Annotated in this window: 17 protein-coding genes; 10 read left to right on the forward strand and 7 right to left on the reverse strand. The window is 50.9% G+C overall.

From position 1 onward, the window contains the following. Positions 1 to 5 precede the first annotated feature (5 nt). The 4 genes from B5D63_RS04295 to B5D63_RS04310 are packed head-to-tail and all read left to right on the forward strand — an operon-like array spanning position 6 to position 2,487. On the forward strand, positions 6 to 449 hold the full coding sequence (locus tag B5D63_RS04295; protein ID WP_078667511.1) for a 3-hydroxyacyl-ACP dehydratase FabZ family protein: 444 nt from the start codon (positions 6 to 8) through the stop codon (positions 447 to 449). A 10-nt stretch (positions 450 to 459) separates the two neighbouring features. Then, a complete protein-coding gene (locus tag B5D63_RS04300) occupies positions 460 to 1,734 on the forward strand; it encodes a beta-ketoacyl-[acyl-carrier-protein] synthase family protein (RefSeq protein ID WP_078667512.1) in 1,275 nt (424 codons plus the stop codon). A 4-nt stretch (positions 1,735 to 1,738) separates the two neighbouring features. Next, entirely contained in the window at positions 1,739 to 1,993 is a 255-nt protein-coding gene (locus B5D63_RS04305) for an acyl carrier protein (protein WP_078667513.1), read from the forward strand. After that, positions 1,990 to 2,487, forward strand: a complete 498-nt coding sequence (locus B5D63_RS04310; RefSeq protein WP_078667514.1) for a 4'-phosphopantetheinyl transferase family protein — start codon at positions 1,990 to 1,992, stop codon at positions 2,485 to 2,487. Before B5D63_RS04305 ends, B5D63_RS04310 begins: the two co-directional genes overlap by 4 nt. A 46-nt stretch (positions 2,488 to 2,533) precedes the next feature. On the opposite strand, the gene B5D63_RS04315 is transcribed toward B5D63_RS04310, so the two are convergent. Genes B5D63_RS04315 through B5D63_RS04325 form a run of 3 tightly spaced genes read right to left on the reverse strand, consistent with a single transcriptional unit; the run spans position 2,534 to position 3,762 of the window. Beyond that, on the reverse strand, positions 2,534 to 2,830 hold the full coding sequence (locus B5D63_RS04315; RefSeq protein WP_078667515.1) for a helix-turn-helix domain-containing protein: 297 nt from the start codon (positions 2,828 to 2,830) through the stop codon (positions 2,534 to 2,536). A 9-nt stretch (positions 2,831 to 2,839) separates the two neighbouring features. Then, the gene (locus B5D63_RS04320; protein ID WP_078667516.1) at positions 2,840 to 3,049 is read right to left on the reverse strand and encodes a hypothetical protein; all 210 of its coding nucleotides are present in this window, start codon (positions 3,047 to 3,049) and stop codon (positions 2,840 to 2,842) included. After that, positions 3,031 to 3,762 carry a hypothetical protein gene (locus B5D63_RS04325; protein WP_078667517.1) on the reverse strand — a complete coding sequence of 244 codons (732 nt, stop codon included), beginning with the start codon at positions 3,760 to 3,762 and terminating at the stop codon, positions 3,031 to 3,033. Before B5D63_RS04325 ends, B5D63_RS04320 begins: the two co-directional genes overlap by 19 nt. A 239-nt stretch (positions 3,763 to 4,001) precedes the next feature. Between B5D63_RS04325 and B5D63_RS04330 the strand changes: the two genes are divergently transcribed. From B5D63_RS04330 to B5D63_RS04340, 3 genes are read left to right on the forward strand one after another with little or no spacing between them, the layout of a single operon-like run. Beyond that, on the forward strand, positions 4,002 to 4,646 hold the full coding sequence (locus B5D63_RS04330; RefSeq protein ID WP_078667518.1) for a PIG-L deacetylase family protein: 645 nt from the start codon (positions 4,002 to 4,004) through the stop codon (positions 4,644 to 4,646). Next, positions 4,643 to 5,785, forward strand: coding sequence for a glycosyltransferase family 4 protein (locus B5D63_RS04335; protein WP_078667519.1), 1,143 nt, complete (start codon positions 4,643 to 4,645; stop codon positions 5,783 to 5,785). Before B5D63_RS04330 ends, B5D63_RS04335 begins: the two co-directional genes overlap by 4 nt. Continuing rightward, on the forward strand, positions 5,782 to 6,972 hold the full coding sequence (locus B5D63_RS04340) for a glycoside hydrolase 100 family protein (RefSeq protein WP_078667520.1): 1,191 nt from the start codon (positions 5,782 to 5,784) through the stop codon (positions 6,970 to 6,972). Before B5D63_RS04335 ends, B5D63_RS04340 begins: the two co-directional genes overlap by 4 nt. 4 nt (positions 6,973 to 6,976) lie before the next feature. Here B5D63_RS04340 and B5D63_RS04345 read toward each other — a convergent pair whose 3' ends face one another. The 4 genes from B5D63_RS04345 to B5D63_RS04360 all read right to left on the reverse strand — a co-directional run bounded on the left by B5D63_RS04345 (position 6,977) and on the right by B5D63_RS04360 (position 9,701). Then, positions 6,977 to 8,230 (reverse strand): alpha/beta fold hydrolase, encoded by a 1,254-nt coding sequence (locus B5D63_RS04345; RefSeq protein ID WP_200816909.1) that lies wholly within the window; start codon positions 8,228 to 8,230, stop codon positions 6,977 to 6,979. Positions 8,231 to 8,245: 15 nt separating this feature from the next. After that, the gene (locus B5D63_RS04350; protein ID WP_078667521.1) at positions 8,246 to 8,800 is read right to left on the reverse strand and encodes a hypothetical protein; all 555 of its coding nucleotides are present in this window, start codon (positions 8,798 to 8,800) and stop codon (positions 8,246 to 8,248) included. After that, entirely contained in the window at positions 8,797 to 9,096 is a 300-nt protein-coding gene (locus B5D63_RS04355) for a DUF2089 domain-containing protein (protein WP_078667522.1), read from the reverse strand. Before B5D63_RS04355 ends, B5D63_RS04350 begins: the two co-directional genes overlap by 4 nt. 233 nt (positions 9,097 to 9,329) lie before the next feature. Continuing rightward, positions 9,330 to 9,701, reverse strand: a complete 372-nt coding sequence (locus B5D63_RS04360; protein ID WP_078667523.1) for a DoxX family protein — start codon at positions 9,699 to 9,701, stop codon at positions 9,330 to 9,332. A 273-nt stretch (positions 9,702 to 9,974) separates the two neighbouring features. Between B5D63_RS04360 and B5D63_RS04365 the strand changes: the two genes are divergently transcribed. The 3 genes from B5D63_RS04365 to B5D63_RS04375 all read left to right on the forward strand — a co-directional run bounded on the left by B5D63_RS04365 (position 9,975) and on the right by B5D63_RS04375 (position 15,235). Then, complete coding sequence (locus tag B5D63_RS04365) at positions 9,975 to 13,202, forward strand: S41 family peptidase (protein WP_078667524.1); 3,228 nt, start codon at positions 9,975 to 9,977, stop codon at positions 13,200 to 13,202. A 249-nt stretch (positions 13,203 to 13,451) separates the two neighbouring features. Beyond that, positions 13,452 to 14,627: an AAA family ATPase gene (locus tag B5D63_RS04370; protein ID WP_078667525.1), complete on the forward strand. Its 1,176-nt coding sequence runs from the start codon at positions 13,452 to 13,454 to the stop codon at positions 14,625 to 14,627. After that, on the forward strand, positions 14,627 to 15,235 hold the full coding sequence (locus B5D63_RS04375) for a hypothetical protein (RefSeq protein WP_078667526.1): 609 nt from the start codon (positions 14,627 to 14,629) through the stop codon (positions 15,233 to 15,235). The genes B5D63_RS04370 and B5D63_RS04375 overlap by 1 nt, the downstream gene beginning before the upstream one ends. The last annotated feature ends 26 nt before the right edge of the window (positions 15,236 to 15,261 follow it).

The following is a 15,261-nucleotide window of genomic DNA, read 5'->3' on the forward strand; positions in this document are numbered from 1 at the left end:
GATTTATGACGACAGCAGCTATACTGGAAAAACTACCTTACAGCGCACCTTTCCTGTTTGTGGATACGCTCGAAGCAATTGATGAACAGCAGGTGACAGGAAGCTTTACCTTCCGCCCGGACATGGAGTTTTACAAAGGACATTTTAAAGGATACCCTGTAACACCAGGCGTGTTGCTGACGGAGGTGATGGCGCAGATAGGGCTGGTATGCCTCGGTATCTATCTCACAGGAGGCCCGGAGGGCGTGTCTTTTGGCCTTACGTCCACCCACGTGGAATTTATGCGGCCGGTATTGCCGGGAGAGAAAGTCACGGTGACGGGGGAAAAAATATATTTCCGTTTCGGTAAACTGAAATGCCGGGTAACGATGATCAACGCGCAGGGGGAGACAGTGAGCAGCGGGGAGATAGCCGGCATGATCGTTCATCCCGCTAATCGTAATTCGTAATTCACAACTGATGGAGAGAGTAGTGATAACAGGACTGGGCGTGGTAGCCCCCAACGGAACCGGTATTCCTGCTTTTACCGAAGCGGTGAAGCAGGGAGTATCGGGCATCCGCTTTGATCCGCAGCTGGCGGCGCTGGATTTCTCCTGCCGCATAGCCGGTACGCCGGAGGTGACGGAAGCGCTGAAGCTGCAGTATTTCGATCCGCTGGAGCTGAAAGGCTTCAACAGCGGGGCCGTGTTATATGGTGTGATGGCTGGCATGGAAGCCTGGCAGGATGCCGGTTTGCCGGCAGGGAAAGCGGTGCAGCAACCCGACTGGGACAGTGGCGTGATCTTCGGTACCGGTTCTTCCGGGGTGGACAAGATGCGGGAAGCTATCCATCGGGTGGATGAACTGCAGGTACGGCGTTTAGGCAGCACCGTTGTTGCACAGACGATGGCCAGTGGTATCAGCGCGTGGCTCGGCGGTAAGCTGGCATTGGGCAACCAGGTCACCACCAATTCTTCGGCCTGTACTACCGGCGCGGAGAGTTTGCTGATGGCCTATGACCGGGTCCGTGCCGGCAAGGCGCGGCGGATGCTGGCTGGCAGTACCACCGACGGAGGCCCTTATGTGTGGGGCGGCTTCGATGCCATGAAAGTATGTACCTTCAAAAATAACGACAGGCCCGCCGCCGGCTCCAGGCCCATGAGCGCCACCGCCAGCGGGTTTGTGCCGGGGGCGGGCGCAGGCGCGCTGGTCGTGGAATCGCTGGCGAGCGCGCTGGAAAGAAACGCGACGATCTACGCTGAGATTGCCGGCGGACATGTGAATTCCGGCGGACAATGCAATGAAGGCAGTATGACGGCCCCCAACAGTGAAGCGGTACAGCGTTGTATCCGCGAAGCCGTGCGGGATGCAGGCATACACCCGGATGAAATAGATGCGATCAATGGCCATCTGACGGCCACCAGTAAAGACGCCACGGAAGTAGAGAACTGGAGCCTGGCACTCAACAGGAGCGGCACACAGTTTCCCTATATCAACGCGCTCAAATGTCTGGTGGGCCATTGCCTCAGCGCATCCGGCAGTATAGAGCTGGTAGCGGCGGTGCTGCAGTTGCAGCAGGGCTTTCTGTTTCCGAATATCAACAGCGAAGACCTGCATCCGGAGATTGCGGCCATTGTGCCGCGGGAAAGGATACCGCAACAGCTGGTGCATAAAGACCTTCAGGTGATTGCTAAAGCCAGTTTCGGCTTTGGCGATGTAAACGCCTGTGTTATTCTTAAAAAATATAAACCCTGATATCATGGATAAAACAGCCTTAATGGCCACTATCAAGGAAGTGGTGGCGCCTTATACCAAAAATCCGGAGGCGCTGGCAACACTGAATGAAGACACGGACTTTCTCCGGGACCTGAAAATTAATTCTGCCAACCTGGTGGATGTGGTGCTGGACGTGGAAGAGAAATTTAACATCGTGATCGACAACGACTCCATGGAGAAGATGATCAATGTACGTTCGGCGATGGAAGTAGTGGAAAACAAGCTGGCAGCGCCATGATCGGCAATGATGTGGTAGACCTTCAGCTGGCGGCGGTGGAAAGTAACTGGCGCCGGAAAGGTTATCTGCATAAAATATTCTCTCCGGAAGAACAGCTGCTGATCGGGCAGGCCACTGATCCGGACCGGATGGTATGGCTGCTGTGGAGCGCCAAGGAGGCGGCATATAAGATCATCCACCGGGATACACGGCAACGGATATATGCACCGCTGCAATATCGTGTGCAGCTTTCCGGGGCGGATGCGGGCATGGTGCAATACCAGGACCGGCAGTATCCTTTTCGTACGGTCGTTACCGGTAGCTGTCTGCACACCATCGCTGTAGCATTGGCAGATTGGTGGCCGCAGGTCGTTTATTGCCAACAGCCGGGAGAGGAGTTGCTGAAAGATGAAGCGGGCGTGCCTTTTATCCGGGATAAGGCCGGAGGAGAGGTTTGGCCGGCGTCGGTCAGTCACCATGGCCACTACCGGGAAACGGTCAGCCTGAAAACATAAATATAAAAGGAGTAGCGATCGCTACTCCTTTTATATTATATAGGTTCTATTTTGCTGTAATCAGCGACCAGACGTCTTCTTCGAAAGTGGGAAACAAATCGGTAAACCGCTTTCTTGTTTTAGGAGGGAAATCTTTGTCAATTTCAATCGCAGCCATTACCAGTAAGGCTTTTCTGGTATTAAACCGGGTTGCTATCCTGTCCAGCGTTGCCTCTGTTGGCGTGGTTTTTCCGCTTTCAATCAAAGAGAGGCTTGTTTGGCTGATGCCAATGTAATCCGCGAAATCGCGTTGATTTTGCTCTTTTTGTTCTCTGAGCGTTCTGATGACTTTCCCAAAATTCATGGTCGTTATTCAATTATGAAGACCGAGGTCGGTGATGATCTCCCACATGACATCCAGCCACCAGTCAAGTGCCTTTTCAGAATCCATTTGTGCTGCCCCGTCACAAAGTGTCTGTAACGCTTCCAGAATGTCATTTTCGTATTCATCCCTGTCCGTCCTTGCCTCAAGCATTTCAATATATCCGCTGACGATTTTTATGATCAGACTTTTTTTGTCCATGACTTAGGTTTAATAATGAAATAATCTGTTGGTCCGGAGGCACAGGGGCCTATTTCATTATCCTTACCGTCGTCGGGGTGTAGCTTCAATATACGAAATATAATGCGTAAATGTAACACAATGTCGTAGAAGCGGGGAAGGTGTACCTCCCTGTTACGGCGATAATTTTGTTGCTGGCTTTTATTGTGCCGGAAATCGATCGCCTGCGGGAAGGAAGATATACATATTTGTATGCCATTGCTCCTATTGCTTTTGAGGTACCAGATGACCGCGCTGCGTTTGATTTGCTGTGCCAGCGGGATGACGGCATGAAAGGGTAGCAGTTGCCCACATACTAAAGACAACCAGCGGAGCAGGTGTGCTGTATGGTGAAAGGTTGACAACCGGGTGTCTTCCGCTGGCATTGAGAAAGATGGAACAGGGAGTGGTAAGGGATAACAGGACAACAGTGGTCCGGTATCGCCTGGTGCCGATGGGAGCTTACCGTCTTCTTCATCTGCCGGCGGGTAACGTTGCTGTTCTGCCTGCGCTGTCGCCTCCCCGGTCCAACGGACTGCATCTGCCAGTGGCGTAGCGGTTAACCTGTTCAGCGAGAAGATGGTCAGTGCGCCCTGCCGGAGCTGTTGATCCAGCTGCAGGTCGAGAAAGGCGGCGATGAATGCATACCGTTGCAGTTTCCCGGAATCTGCGGTAAACGGTTGGTTTTTCTTCATTTGTGATGGGTTGAACCACAGGGTTGGTTGATTTTTCGGTGATGGTAGTTATCCTAACTATACAATAATCAGGACAAAAATAAAGTCAAATTGATTAATTGTTAGTTAATCAAATGTTATCGGGAAAAATCCCGGTGTGGTCTTTTTTCATTTTGAATACAATCGGATCATCCTGTGCCTGCATCTTCGGGTACGTTTCTTGATGCCTTGGTCACCGGTATACCAGCACCTGAGCAACCATGCAATCTTTCAGACAGAAAAAGGTGGCCGTTATTGTGGCGCATCCGGACGATGAAACATTGTGGGCAGGCGGCACATTGCTAAGCCATCCTGAATGGAGCTGCTTTGTCGCCTGTATCTGCCGGGGCAGTGATGCCGACAGGGCGCCCCGCTTTGCCGCCGTACTACAGGCACTGGGCGCCACAGGGAAAATGGCCGATATGGACGACGGCCCGGAGCAGACGCCGCTGCCCATACCGGCTGTGGCGGAACAGGTACTGCAACTGTTGCCCTTTACACAGTTTGACCTGATCATTACCCACAACATCTGCGGAGAGTATACCAGGCACCGCCGGCATGAGGAGGTCAGCGAAGCGGTGTTTCAATTGTGGCGGGAGCAGCGGTTAGCCTCACCGGAGCTCTGGTTTTTCGCCTATCACGATGGCAACCGCAGCCATTTTCCGCAGCCAGATCCCACAGCAGATCTATACCTGCCGTTACCTGCGGGCATCTATCAACGGAAAAAAGCACTGATCACCGATATATATGGATTTAGCCACGATAGCTGGGAAGCAAAGATCATCCCCTCTGCGGAAGCGTTCCGGACGTTCAGCACGGTAGCGGAGGCGGCACAATGGCTGAACAGAAACCGTATCCTGCCATGAAAGTACTCGTGTTATATGATTATCCGGCGGGCCCTGGCGGCCTGGCCACCCAGGGAGACCTGCTATACAGAGGCCTGAAGGAACTGGGTGTAGAAGTTCACGCCGCGCATTATGAATCCAACCAGGAAAAAGAATGGTATTACCGGTGGTTTAAACCCGACGTGGTCACCGGTGTGGGGTACTGGGGGTACATCCCTTACCTGGTGCAGCATCCGCAGCATTTCGGCTGTACCGCTGTGCCCTGGCTGGTGGCTGATGGTTACATCGCTAACTACCAGGAGGCGCTCAATACATTACCGCTGATACTGGTCACCTCCAACTGGGTGAAAGAAATGTACGTCCGTGATGGCATCAGCGGCAGGCATATTGAAGTGCTGCCGGTAGGGTGTGATACGGATGCCTTTCGCCCTTTTGCTGTCGCTGATCCTAAAGTGGCCGCCGTAAGGCAAGCGCTGGGTATCAGGGACCATGAGCTGATGATCCTCACCATTGGCGGCGATGCGGCTTCAAAGGGCGCACAGGAAGTAATGCATGCGCTGGCACAGCTCAACGGGGAAATGCCGCCGTGGAAATATGTCTGTAAGGTATGGCCGCAGGAGCGGACAGACAACCAGAATGAAGCGGACATGCAGCTGGCGCGTGAACTGGGAATAGATCAGCAGGTGATCTATACACAATATAAAATCTCGCGCAACTTCATGCCTTACCTGATGGGGGCTTGCGATATCTACGCCGCACCTTCCAGGCTGGAAGGCTTTGGTATGACGCAGGTGGAGGCGGGCGCCTGTGGTAAGCCCGTTGTCAGTATGCGTGCCATGGGTATGCTGGACACGCTGGTGCATGGAGAAACCGCCCTGCTGGCAGGGGTCGCCCGCGAGGTGGTGTTAAATGAGGTGGTGGTGGGCGCGGAGTCCGGCTTTGACGGCAGGCGCACGGTAGTGTTCGACCGGCCCCGCACCGTCGACTACCGGGCCGATGCGACAGATATTGCTGCACATCTCCGGGAGTTGCTGCTCAACAGGGACCTGCGTATAAGGATGGGAGCCGCGGGCAGGGACCGCGTAATACAATGTTTCGACTACCGGGTGGTGGCCCGTCATTTTTTAGAGATTGTACATGAAAAACTGGGTATTGCATGAAAACGTACACCATTACAGCAGAAGTGGAACAGGCCAGGACAGCAGCGCTGGAAGTGCTGCATCACAACCGCCGCGGCCCCTGTGCGGGTCTGCCGCGCACCGCAGGCTGGGCATATCCCGAACCGTACACCCGTGATATGGTCTTTACTTTCTTTGGCATCGCTGTTTCCGGCGATGAACAGCTGGTCCTCAGTATGCGCAGGGTGCTGGAAGTGCTGGCGAAGAACCAGACGGGACACGGGCACATCCCTTCGCTGGCACACGATCCGGAAAACCTGGGTGCCAGCGACACGACACCGCTCTTCCTGGTGGGCGTCAGTATTTACCGGCAACTCACCGGAGAAACCGCCTTTCTGCAGGAAGCCGCGGAAAAAGCGCTGACGTGGTTATATTATCAGTGCCCGTCCGACCGGTTGCTGGTGGCGCAGCTGCCTACCAGCGACTGGCGCGATGAGCAATGGGTATTAGGCTACGGATTGTATGTGAATACACTGGTTTACGCCGGGCTGCGTATGTTTGACCGGCATCAGCGGGCAGACGCTTTTCTGCAGGAGATGCGGCATTTCACCATCACCTGTAACTACATGCAGCGGCATGTGCATGAAGGTCTCACCGTAAAGAGTAAACCTTATTACGCCTGCTGGTCGTATAAGATATACAGTAGCGAACGGTTCGACTTGTTGGGCAACAGCCTTGCTATCCTTACGGGCATTGCTTCTCCGTCGAGGGCAGCGCGTATGATTGCCTGGATAGAAGCAGAATGTGATGTGATGCGGGAGCGGGGAGAGCTGGCTTCCGAACTGCCGCCGAATTTTTTTCCTTTCGTACAGCCCGGTGACCCGGACTGGCGTCCGCGGGACGCGGAGTTCAACAAGCCCGGCGACTATCACAATGGTGGCATATGGCCTTTCGTTTGCGGCGTATATATAGCAGCGTTAGTAGCTGCCGGAAGATATCAACTGGCGGAAAAGAAGCTGTATGCACTGGCGCAGGCGGTGAAGCCGTCACACGCGCAGCCACTGGCGTATGGTTTCAATGAGTGGCTGCACGCGCAGGATGGGCTGCCTAAAGGCCAGAACTGGCAGTCATGGTCTGCCGCCCTGTACCTCTATGCCTTGCGGTGTGTGGAAGAAAGAAGAACACCTTTCTTTGAAGAGATGCGCAAAAAAAGCTCGCGCGAACAATAGCGGCTCATCTGCTTTTGATAAAATCTTCCATCACTTTTACCAGCTCCTGGTTCAGCGGCAGGCTGGGGTCTGTATAACTGGTATCGTTAACACCGCCGGCAGCCGGCGCCGTTTTCAGCACATGGTTCATCTGGCCGATGATTTTCAGTTGCGCGGCGGGAGCGCCCTGTTTCAGCAGCTGCGCATCTTTCACACTTACCTGTATATCTGTAGCACCCTGTACGATGAGGATGGGGATTTTCAGTTTGGCGATTTCCTGCTGCGGCGCATATTTTAACCACGACATCATATAAGGCTGTACAGCGGAATAGAACAATCCCTGTAACGCGGGCTCCGTGTTAGTGACCCTGTGGCCCTGTTTGAGGCTGTCCAGCATAATTTTCGCCCTGGCGGCCAATGCAGCGGATTGTGCGCCCAGCTGCCTTTCCAGGATGAGATCTATAGGCTCGCCGGGCCCGGCAAGGGAAATGAACCGGTCTGCCGGACTGCGCTGCAGCGCCAGCAAGCCGATCATGGAGCCTTCACTGTGGCCGGCGACGATGACGCGGGAAAAACGTTTGTCTGCTTTCAGCAGGTTGATATAACCGGCCGCGTCCTTCACGGTGCCTTCAAAGGAAATATCTGTTTCCGGTTTGCCGGTAGCGCTGGCGCCTACGCCCCGCTTGTCGTAACGCAGGCAGGCGATGCCATCGGCTTGTAAGGTTTCTGCCAGCATTTTGTAGGCATTTGTTTTTAAACCCGAATTGTTATTGCCATTCCGGTCGGTAGGACCGGAACCTGCGATGAGCAGTACCACCGGCACGGGGCCGTTGCTGACCGGCAGGGTAAGTGTGCCGTGGATAGTGACGCCGTCGGCGGAGAGAGGGTAGTTATCAACTTCCGTCTCAGTTGTTTTTTTCTCCTGGTAGGGAACGAAGCGGAATCCTTCCATTAGGTTGTTAGGATTCAATGCGATGAGCATCGTTAAGGTGCCTTTGGTGAAATCGGCTCTCCACGTGTGGCTGTTGGCATCGCCGCCTGTAGGCGTGAGACGTATCATATCGCCCAGCTGACCGTGCAGCTGCGCCAGCATGGCCCGTGTCTTGTCTGGTGGCAATGCAGATTTGATGGCGGGGCCAAACATGCTGTAGAGGCTATCAGCCTGCTGCTGGTTGTAGTAGCGTTGTACTTTGGTGGCGGCAGCCGGGTAGTTGGCCTGCGCTGTCATCTTCAGGGAAAAAAATAACAGCAGGGTGGGCAGTAAACAAATTTTTTTCATACCGTATTATTTATTTCAGGGTACCAGGAGCGGAAAAGTGAAAGAGATGAGTGCTTTGGAAATGACCTCCGCCACTATCAGGGCCACGATGAAAATGATCACCGCTTTGTTGCCTTTCATATTGGCGGAAACGCTGAAACTCTGGTACATCAGCACCAGCATCCAGATAAAGAAGGGCAGGGAGATCAGTGCCAGCGTGATGACCATCGGGTTGATGTCCATGGGGTTTACTACCACAGGCATCCCGAAGTTGATCAGCGCGATTGCCAGCAGCGGCGTGCGTGCCAGCGCCAGCGTGCCGGCAATATCAATCAGGCGGAAGGAGCTGCGGGCGAAGATAGCCGCTGCCGCGTAACAGGCCAGTACCATACATCCCCAGGCGATCAGCGCTTCCAGGAGATAAATGAAATAAGGCATCACAGTGGCGCCGGCATGGGCGTCGATAGCACCGTCGAAATGGGTCCTGCTGAAATACGCCACCACAGAGGTGATCAGCATGATAGCCCAGCCGAGGAGCAACGCCTTGCTGCCGGCGATGTAGGTAAACGGACGTAGTAACCAGGTGTTCATCGGGATGTTTTTATATTTTTCTCGATTGTTTCTATGTTGGCGATGATATCATCGAGCCGGTTGCGCACCGTAGGATAGCTAAGTCCCAGCTGCTGCGCCATCACTTTCAGACTACCGCTGCTTTTTACAAAATCAATCACAAACTGAAGGTCGTCTGCCGGCAGCCGCGCCAGCAACGGTAATTCAAAACTGCCGGAAACCGCGGTGTCACACGCCTCACAGGCCAGTGAGGTTACTTTTAACGGCGAAGCACAGCTCGGGCAGGAAAGTGGTAAGGACTTCTTTATTGGCTTCATGGTTAAATAAAATTAAATCAATTTTTAATAAAATTGATTTTTTGTTTAATAAAATTAATAAAAGGGAGGTGGGGAGAAGATAATCTCCAGGTTGTAAAGAGCGGAAAGTTGATGTGGCGATCCTGCCGGAGGCATAAGAAAGATGAACCCCGGGCTATAAAACCCGGGGGAAGGGAGCGAGCCCCCTGTAGCATACTACATATAAAGAGGTTGAGTGGCAGGTTGACAGTACGTTACGCCGCCGCCCGTATGTTAATCTTATTGAAGTAGATATAAGAAATAATCAGCAGCAGCATGGCCACCGCCGGCCATATATACTGATCGGGCGCTCCATGGATAGCTGCAAAAGCGAGGAAAGCAGATAGCACGTTGACCGCCAGGCCGGCGTAAGCCCATTCCTTGATGTTCCGGGCCACCGGCAGCAGCAGTGCAAGGCCGCCGAGGATCTTACCAATGGCCAGTTCCACCCGGAAGTAGCCGGGATATCCCATCTGGTCAACGGTTTGGATCATAAAAGGGGAAGTCAGCAGCCCTATGGCGCCGCCAATAGAAATCAGGGCAATAGCGGCCGTAGCGGCGCGGTAAATGATTTTTTCCTTTTTCATTCAGGTTGTTTTATCACAGACGAACGGCAGCACTGCAATTTGGACAGGCATCCACCTGAATTTTTTTTGATCATACCCTGAGCGAATTTCGCGGCGAAAAGCTGATCACCGTCAAAGGCAGTAGCATTACCCTGCAACAACCCGGCCGGCTGGAGGAAATCGCCTATCACTGACCATCACCTGAATGTGCCATTTATCACTAATTAGCCGGAACTCCCCCTGCTTTTTTTTATTTTGCCATACTGACCAAACAACAAATCGCTTTTTAACCTTATGAAGAAATTTTTATTCACCTGTGCAGCCTGGCTCATGGCCACCACTGCCACCTATGCCCAGGAGAACGCGCTCTGGCTGCGTTATCCTGCCATCTCGCCGGATGGAAAGACGATCGCCTTCGGGTATAAAGGAGATATCTACCGCGTAGACGCCAACGGCGGCGTTGCTGTTCCCCTGACGATTCATGAGGCGCAGGATATGATGCCTGTCTGGAGCCATGATGGTAAATACATTGCTTTCGCGAGTGACCGTTACGGCAATTTTGACGTGTTTGTGATGCCTGCCGAAGGTGGTACACCAGTTAGACTGACCAGCCATAGTAATGCAGATTATCCGTATGACTTTACGCCCGATAACAAACAAGTGCTCTTCGGCAGCGGTCGTAATGCTCCTGCGGCCAGCGTCCGTTTCAGTTACCGTTTGTTTGACAACCTCTACACCGTGCCGGTAACAGGCGGCCGTCCTATGCTGGTGAGCGCTGCCGGCGCTGAATTCGCCCGCTACAACAGCAAAGGCGATCAGATCATCTTCCAGGACCGCAAAGGTTATGAAGATCCCTGGCGCAAACACCACGTGTCTTCCGTTACCCGCGACATCTGGGTGTATGACATCAACAAAGGCAGCTACCAACAGGTGTCCTCCTATGAAGGAGAAGACCGTGAACCGCTGTTTGGTAATGATAACAGTATCTATTACCTGAGCGAAAAAGGTGGTATCTCCCAGAACCTCTTCAAATCTTCTGTAGGGGATAAAAACAAAATGGAACAGCTGACCCGCTTTGAAAAACATCCGGTACGTCACCTGTCCCGCTCTTCCAATAACACTTTCTGTTTTACTTATAACGGGGAGATATACACGCTGAAAGAAGGTGGTAAACCGCAGAAAATCAGCGTGCGCATCTTCAATGACGGTCGTAACGGCATACAGAAGCCGCTGCCGGTAAACGGTAACGTGACTGAGTTTGCCATGAGCCCCGATGGCAAACAAATGGCTTTCGTGGCCCGTGGCGAAGTGTTTGTGACCAGCGTGGAAGGCGCTATGACCAAAAGGATCACTAACACACCACAACAGGAAAGAATGGTGCAATGGTCTCCCGATGGCAAACGCGTGGTATATGCCGCTGAGCGCAACGGTAACTGGGACATCTACCAAAGCACCATCGTTCGCAAAGAAGAACCTTACTTCTTCGCCGCCACCGTGCTGAAAGAAGAACCGCTTATCGCTACCGCTGCGGAAGAATTCCAACCGTTGTTCTCTCCTGACGGAAAGGAAATAGCGTATGTGGAAGACCGTAACCTGCTTAAAGTATTTAATATCGCTTCCGGCAAAAGCCGTACGCTGCTGCCTAAAGGCCATAACCATTCCTATTCCGACGGCGACTGGAGCTTCTCCTGGAGCCCCGACAGCAAATGGATCGTAGTGGAAGACCAGCGAGGATACGCTTTCACCAGTAATGCCACCATTATTCCTGCTGACGGTAAAGGAGAAAATATCTACCCCGTAAACAGCGGCTTCGGTGAAGGTAACCTCAAATGGAGCAGTGACGGTAAAATGCTGACCTGGGAAAGCGGCCGCGAAGGCCGTAAGTCCCTGGCCCGCCAGGGTAGCCGCGAAACAGATATCTATGCGGTGTTCTTCGACCAGGAAACTTTCGATAAATACAAACTGTCGAAAGATGAATTTAACCTGGTGAAAGAGCAGGAAGACAACGCCAAAAAAGGAGGAAAAGACACCACCAGCAAAAAAGACACGACCGCAGCCAAAAAAGACTTCCGTCCGGACTTCAGCAACCTGGAAGAGCGTCAGCAACGCCTCACTATCAACAGCGCTTCCATCGCTGACTATGTGCTGAGCAAAGACAATAGCAAACTGTATTATACCGCCTCCTTTGAAAAAGGATACGACCTGTGGGTAACAGAACCCCGCACCGGTGATACTAAAATCCTCGCCAAACTGGGCGGTACGCCGGGCAGTATCGAACTGAGCAAAGATGGCAACTCCCTCTTTGTAAGCAACAGGGGCAGCGTGGTGAAAGTAGATGCCGCTTCCGGTAAAATCACGCCGATCAGCATCAGCTCTGAAATGCTGCTGGACCAGTCTGCCGAACGCGCTTACATACTGGACCACGCATGGAAACAGGTGAAGGAGAAATTCTACGATCCTACCATCCGCAATATGGACTGGAAAATGTACCGTGACGCCTATGCCCGTTTCCTCCCGCATATCAGCAATAACTACGATTTCCAGGAGTTGCTCAGCGAAATGCTGGGTGAACTGAACGGTTCCCACACCGGCGGCCGTTATACCCCTGTACGCCCCGATGGCGACGCAACGGCTTCCCTCGGTCTGCTGTATGACGAACGTTATACCAAGGATGGGCTGAAAGTAGATGAAATTATCATGGGTGGACCGTTTGATAAGGCCGGCAGCAAAATGAAAGCGGGCTCTGTGATCAACAAAATCGACGGAGAAGCCGTTACTGCTGACAAAGACTGGGCAGAACAACTCAACCGCAAAGCAGGACGTCCTGTGCTGATCAGCTTCACTGACGCCGCAGGCAAACAATGGGAAGAAACGGTGAAACCTGTCAGCAGCGGCACGGAAAGTGGCCTGATGTACAAACGCTGGGTGAACAACATGCGCAAAATGGTGGACAAACTCAGTGGTGGTAAAGTAGGCTATGTACACGTACAAGGCATGAACGACGCCAGCTTCCGTTCCGTATACGATGAAGTAATGGGTAAGAACAGGGGCAAACAGGCGCTTATCGTAGACACCCGTTTCAACGGCGGTGGATGGCTGCATGATGATCTGTACAACTTCCTCAGCGGTAAAAAATACCTCGACTTCGCACCACAGGGCGATCTGCTGAAAGGTGGCGAACCGCAGGGACAGTGGCAGGCTCCCAGCTGCGTGCTGATGAGCGAAGGCAACTACAGCGACGCGTTTATCTTCCCTTATATCTACAAACAGGGTAAACTGGGTAAACTGATCGGTATGCCTGTTCCTGGCACCGGTACTGCTGTATGGTGGGAAAGACAAATCGATCCGACCATCGTATTCGGTATCCCGATGATCGCTACCATCGGTAAAGAAGGCCGTCCTACGGAGAACCTGCAGGTGGAACCCGATATCCGTGTGCCGCTGCGTTATGAGGATTTCCTGGCCGGCAAAGACGACCAGCTGGAAACAGCCGTAAAAGAAATGCTGAAAGAAATCAGGTAAATTTTATATGAGATAAAAGGGTGAAGAAAAGACGTTAGACTCGTTTCTTTGCCCTTTTTTATTTAATGATGGCCGCCATCAAGCTAGTCTCGATATCAACAGCAATTTCTGGATATTGAAAATTAGGATAGAATTCTTTAAATAAGTATAATTTTCCATATATTTGGAGTGCTATCAGTGAGTTTTTGAGTGTAATAAGAAAGGACAAGCTCATCTTGGGCGAGAAGTAGAGCTTTAAAACATGAGTTTATGATCATAAGTAGAATTAAGTTGACAAATTGGAAGAACTTCCAAAGTGTCGACGTCGAATTATCAAGCAGAGTTTTTGTAGTAGGGGCTAATGCTTCGGGAAAATCTAATTTCCTAGACGTAGTACGTTTTATGCGTGATATAGTAAAGCAAGCTGGCGGACTTCAATTTGCTGTTGCTCAAAGAGGGGGTGTTTCAAAAATACGTTGTTTAGCAGCTCGACAAAAATCATATGTTGGAATTGAGTTTGAGCTATCAGAAAATGAGGATGCACGGAAGCCTTTATGGAAATATTATTTAGCATTTAAGCATAGCGGAGGAGGGATTTTTGATAAGCAGGCAACTATTTCTGAAGAGCGGGTGACCGATTCAAAAGGAAAGATCGTGTTAAGGAGAACTGAAGACGATAAGAGCGAAGATGTTGAAACATTGAAGTTTACATCGCTGGAGCAACCGAATTCGAATAAGGATTTTAGAGAGATTTATCACTTCTTTCAGGATACCCAATATCTGCATATTGTTCCTCAACTGATCAGGGATGCTGAGTCTTACATGCTGGCTGCGAATAAAGAGGATTTTTACGGGAGAAATATCCTTGAGCGCATGGACAAAACTAATAAGCGAACCAGGGATTCTTTCTTGAAGAGAATAAATGAAGTACTGCAATTGGCAGTTCCCCAGTTGAAAAATATCGATTTTATTAAAGATAAAAATGGGATCCCGCACCTAGAGGCAATATATGAGCATTGGAGAGCTAAGGGGGCTAAGCAGCAAGAAACGCAGTTTTCAGATGGTACTTTGAGGTTAATAGGATTTATGTGGGCTTTATTGGACGGACAGGACACGATATTGTTAGAAGAGCCAGAGTTATATCTTCACTCGGCAATAGTTAAACAGCTGCCTGAATTTATATATAAGCTTCAGAGAAGGAAGGGGAGAGTTCGCCAAGTAATAATTTCAACCCATAGTTATGATATTTTAAGTAACCCAGGGATAGGCGGTGATGAAACCATTGTGTTGGTGCCTACGAAGGAAGGAACTAAAATTACTAAGGCTCTTGAGTTGGAAGATGTAAAGAAATATTTAGATGCTGGTTTTACGATTGCGGAAGCTGTAATTCCTAAGGTTGCCCCTGCTAATATTCAACAGATACTCGAACTTAAAGATATTTCTTAATGGATATAGATATTGTTGGTGAAGATCCGGTTACCCAGGCAATAATAGAGAGATTAATCAAGGAGTATAGGACTGATTTAGTTATTAAGAACAGGCTGCCAGTGAGAGGTGGGCAAATTCAGAGTCTAGCCCCAAAATTTAATTTACTCGATAGCCCAGTTTTTTTGCTAACAGATTTGGATGAATTTCAGTGTCCTCCAAGTTTGATAAAAAAGTGGCTAGGTAATACTCCTGTAAATCCTCGTCTTATATTTCGGATAGCTCAAGAAGAGGCTGAAACTTGGTTAATGGCTGATAGGGCCGGTTTTTCCAAATGGTTGGGAGTGGACATTAAAACCATTCCTGAGCCGAAAATCATTGATCGTAGAAAGGGGATTTCTGAAATAATTTTCCCTTTAAAGCCGAGTTTGTATATGATGATGAAGATTGTACCGTCTTCTAAAAATGCAGATCTCAAGGATAAATTAATTCCTAAGCCTGGTGCAGGTAAAGGGCCGGCATATAATTCAGCACTTCTTCCATTTATAGAGAAAATTTGGAATGTTGAAAATGCAGCCAAGCACTCCTATAGTTTGCAAAAAGCAATTTTAAGACTAAGAAACTATTAATAATAGAAAAGTAAGCTGAACGGAAA

The organism is Chitinophaga eiseniae (assembly GCF_900167135.1).
Classification (GTDB): Bacteria; Bacteroidota; Bacteroidia; order Chitinophagales; family Chitinophagaceae; genus Chitinophaga; species Chitinophaga eiseniae.

Coding starts and splice junctions, on each gene's coding strand:
- B5D63_RS04355 (WP_078667522.1), bottom strand. CDS start 9,096: ATGAAGCCAATAAAGAAGTCCTTACCACTTTCCTGCCCGAGCTGTGCT.
- B5D63_RS04340 (WP_078667520.1), top strand. CDS start 5,782: ATGAAAACGTACACCATTACAGCAGAAGTGGAACAGGCCAGGACAGCA.
- B5D63_RS04315 (WP_078667515.1), bottom strand. CDS start 2,830: ATGAATTTTGGGAAAGTCATCAGAACGCTCAGAGAACAAAAAGAGCAA.
- B5D63_RS04375 (WP_078667526.1), top strand. CDS start 14,627: ATGGATATAGATATTGTTGGTGAAGATCCGGTTACCCAGGCAATAATA.
- B5D63_RS04360 (WP_078667523.1), bottom strand. CDS start 9,701: ATGAAAAAGGAAAAAATCATTTACCGCGCCGCTACGGCCGCTATTGCC.
- B5D63_RS04305 (WP_078667513.1), top strand. CDS start 1,739: ATGGATAAAACAGCCTTAATGGCCACTATCAAGGAAGTGGTGGCGCCT.
- B5D63_RS04295 (WP_078667511.1), top strand. CDS start 6: ATGACGACAGCAGCTATACTGGAAAAACTACCTTACAGCGCACCTTTC.
- B5D63_RS04350 (WP_078667521.1), bottom strand. CDS start 8,800: ATGAACACCTGGTTACTACGTCCGTTTACCTACATCGCCGGCAGCAAG.
- B5D63_RS04365 (WP_078667524.1), top strand. CDS start 9,975: ATGAAGAAATTTTTATTCACCTGTGCAGCCTGGCTCATGGCCACCACT.
- B5D63_RS04325 (WP_078667517.1), bottom strand. CDS start 3,762: ATGAAGAAAAACCAACCGTTTACCGCAGATTCCGGGAAACTGCAACGG.
- B5D63_RS04300 (WP_078667512.1), top strand. CDS start 460: ATGGAGAGAGTAGTGATAACAGGACTGGGCGTGGTAGCCCCCAACGGA.
- B5D63_RS04370 (WP_078667525.1), top strand. CDS start 13,452: ATGATCATAAGTAGAATTAAGTTGACAAATTGGAAGAACTTCCAAAGT.
- B5D63_RS04330 (WP_078667518.1), top strand. CDS start 4,002: ATGCAATCTTTCAGACAGAAAAAGGTGGCCGTTATTGTGGCGCATCCG.
- B5D63_RS04345 (WP_200816909.1), bottom strand. CDS start 8,230: ATGAAAAAAATTTGTTTACTGCCCACCCTGCTGTTATTTTTTTCCCTG.
- B5D63_RS04335 (WP_078667519.1), top strand. CDS start 4,643: ATGAAAGTACTCGTGTTATATGATTATCCGGCGGGCCCTGGCGGCCTG.
- B5D63_RS04320 (WP_078667516.1), bottom strand. CDS start 3,049: ATGGACAAAAAAAGTCTGATCATAAAAATCGTCAGCGGATATATTGAA.
- B5D63_RS04310 (WP_078667514.1), top strand. CDS start 1,990: ATGATCGGCAATGATGTGGTAGACCTTCAGCTGGCGGCGGTGGAAAGT.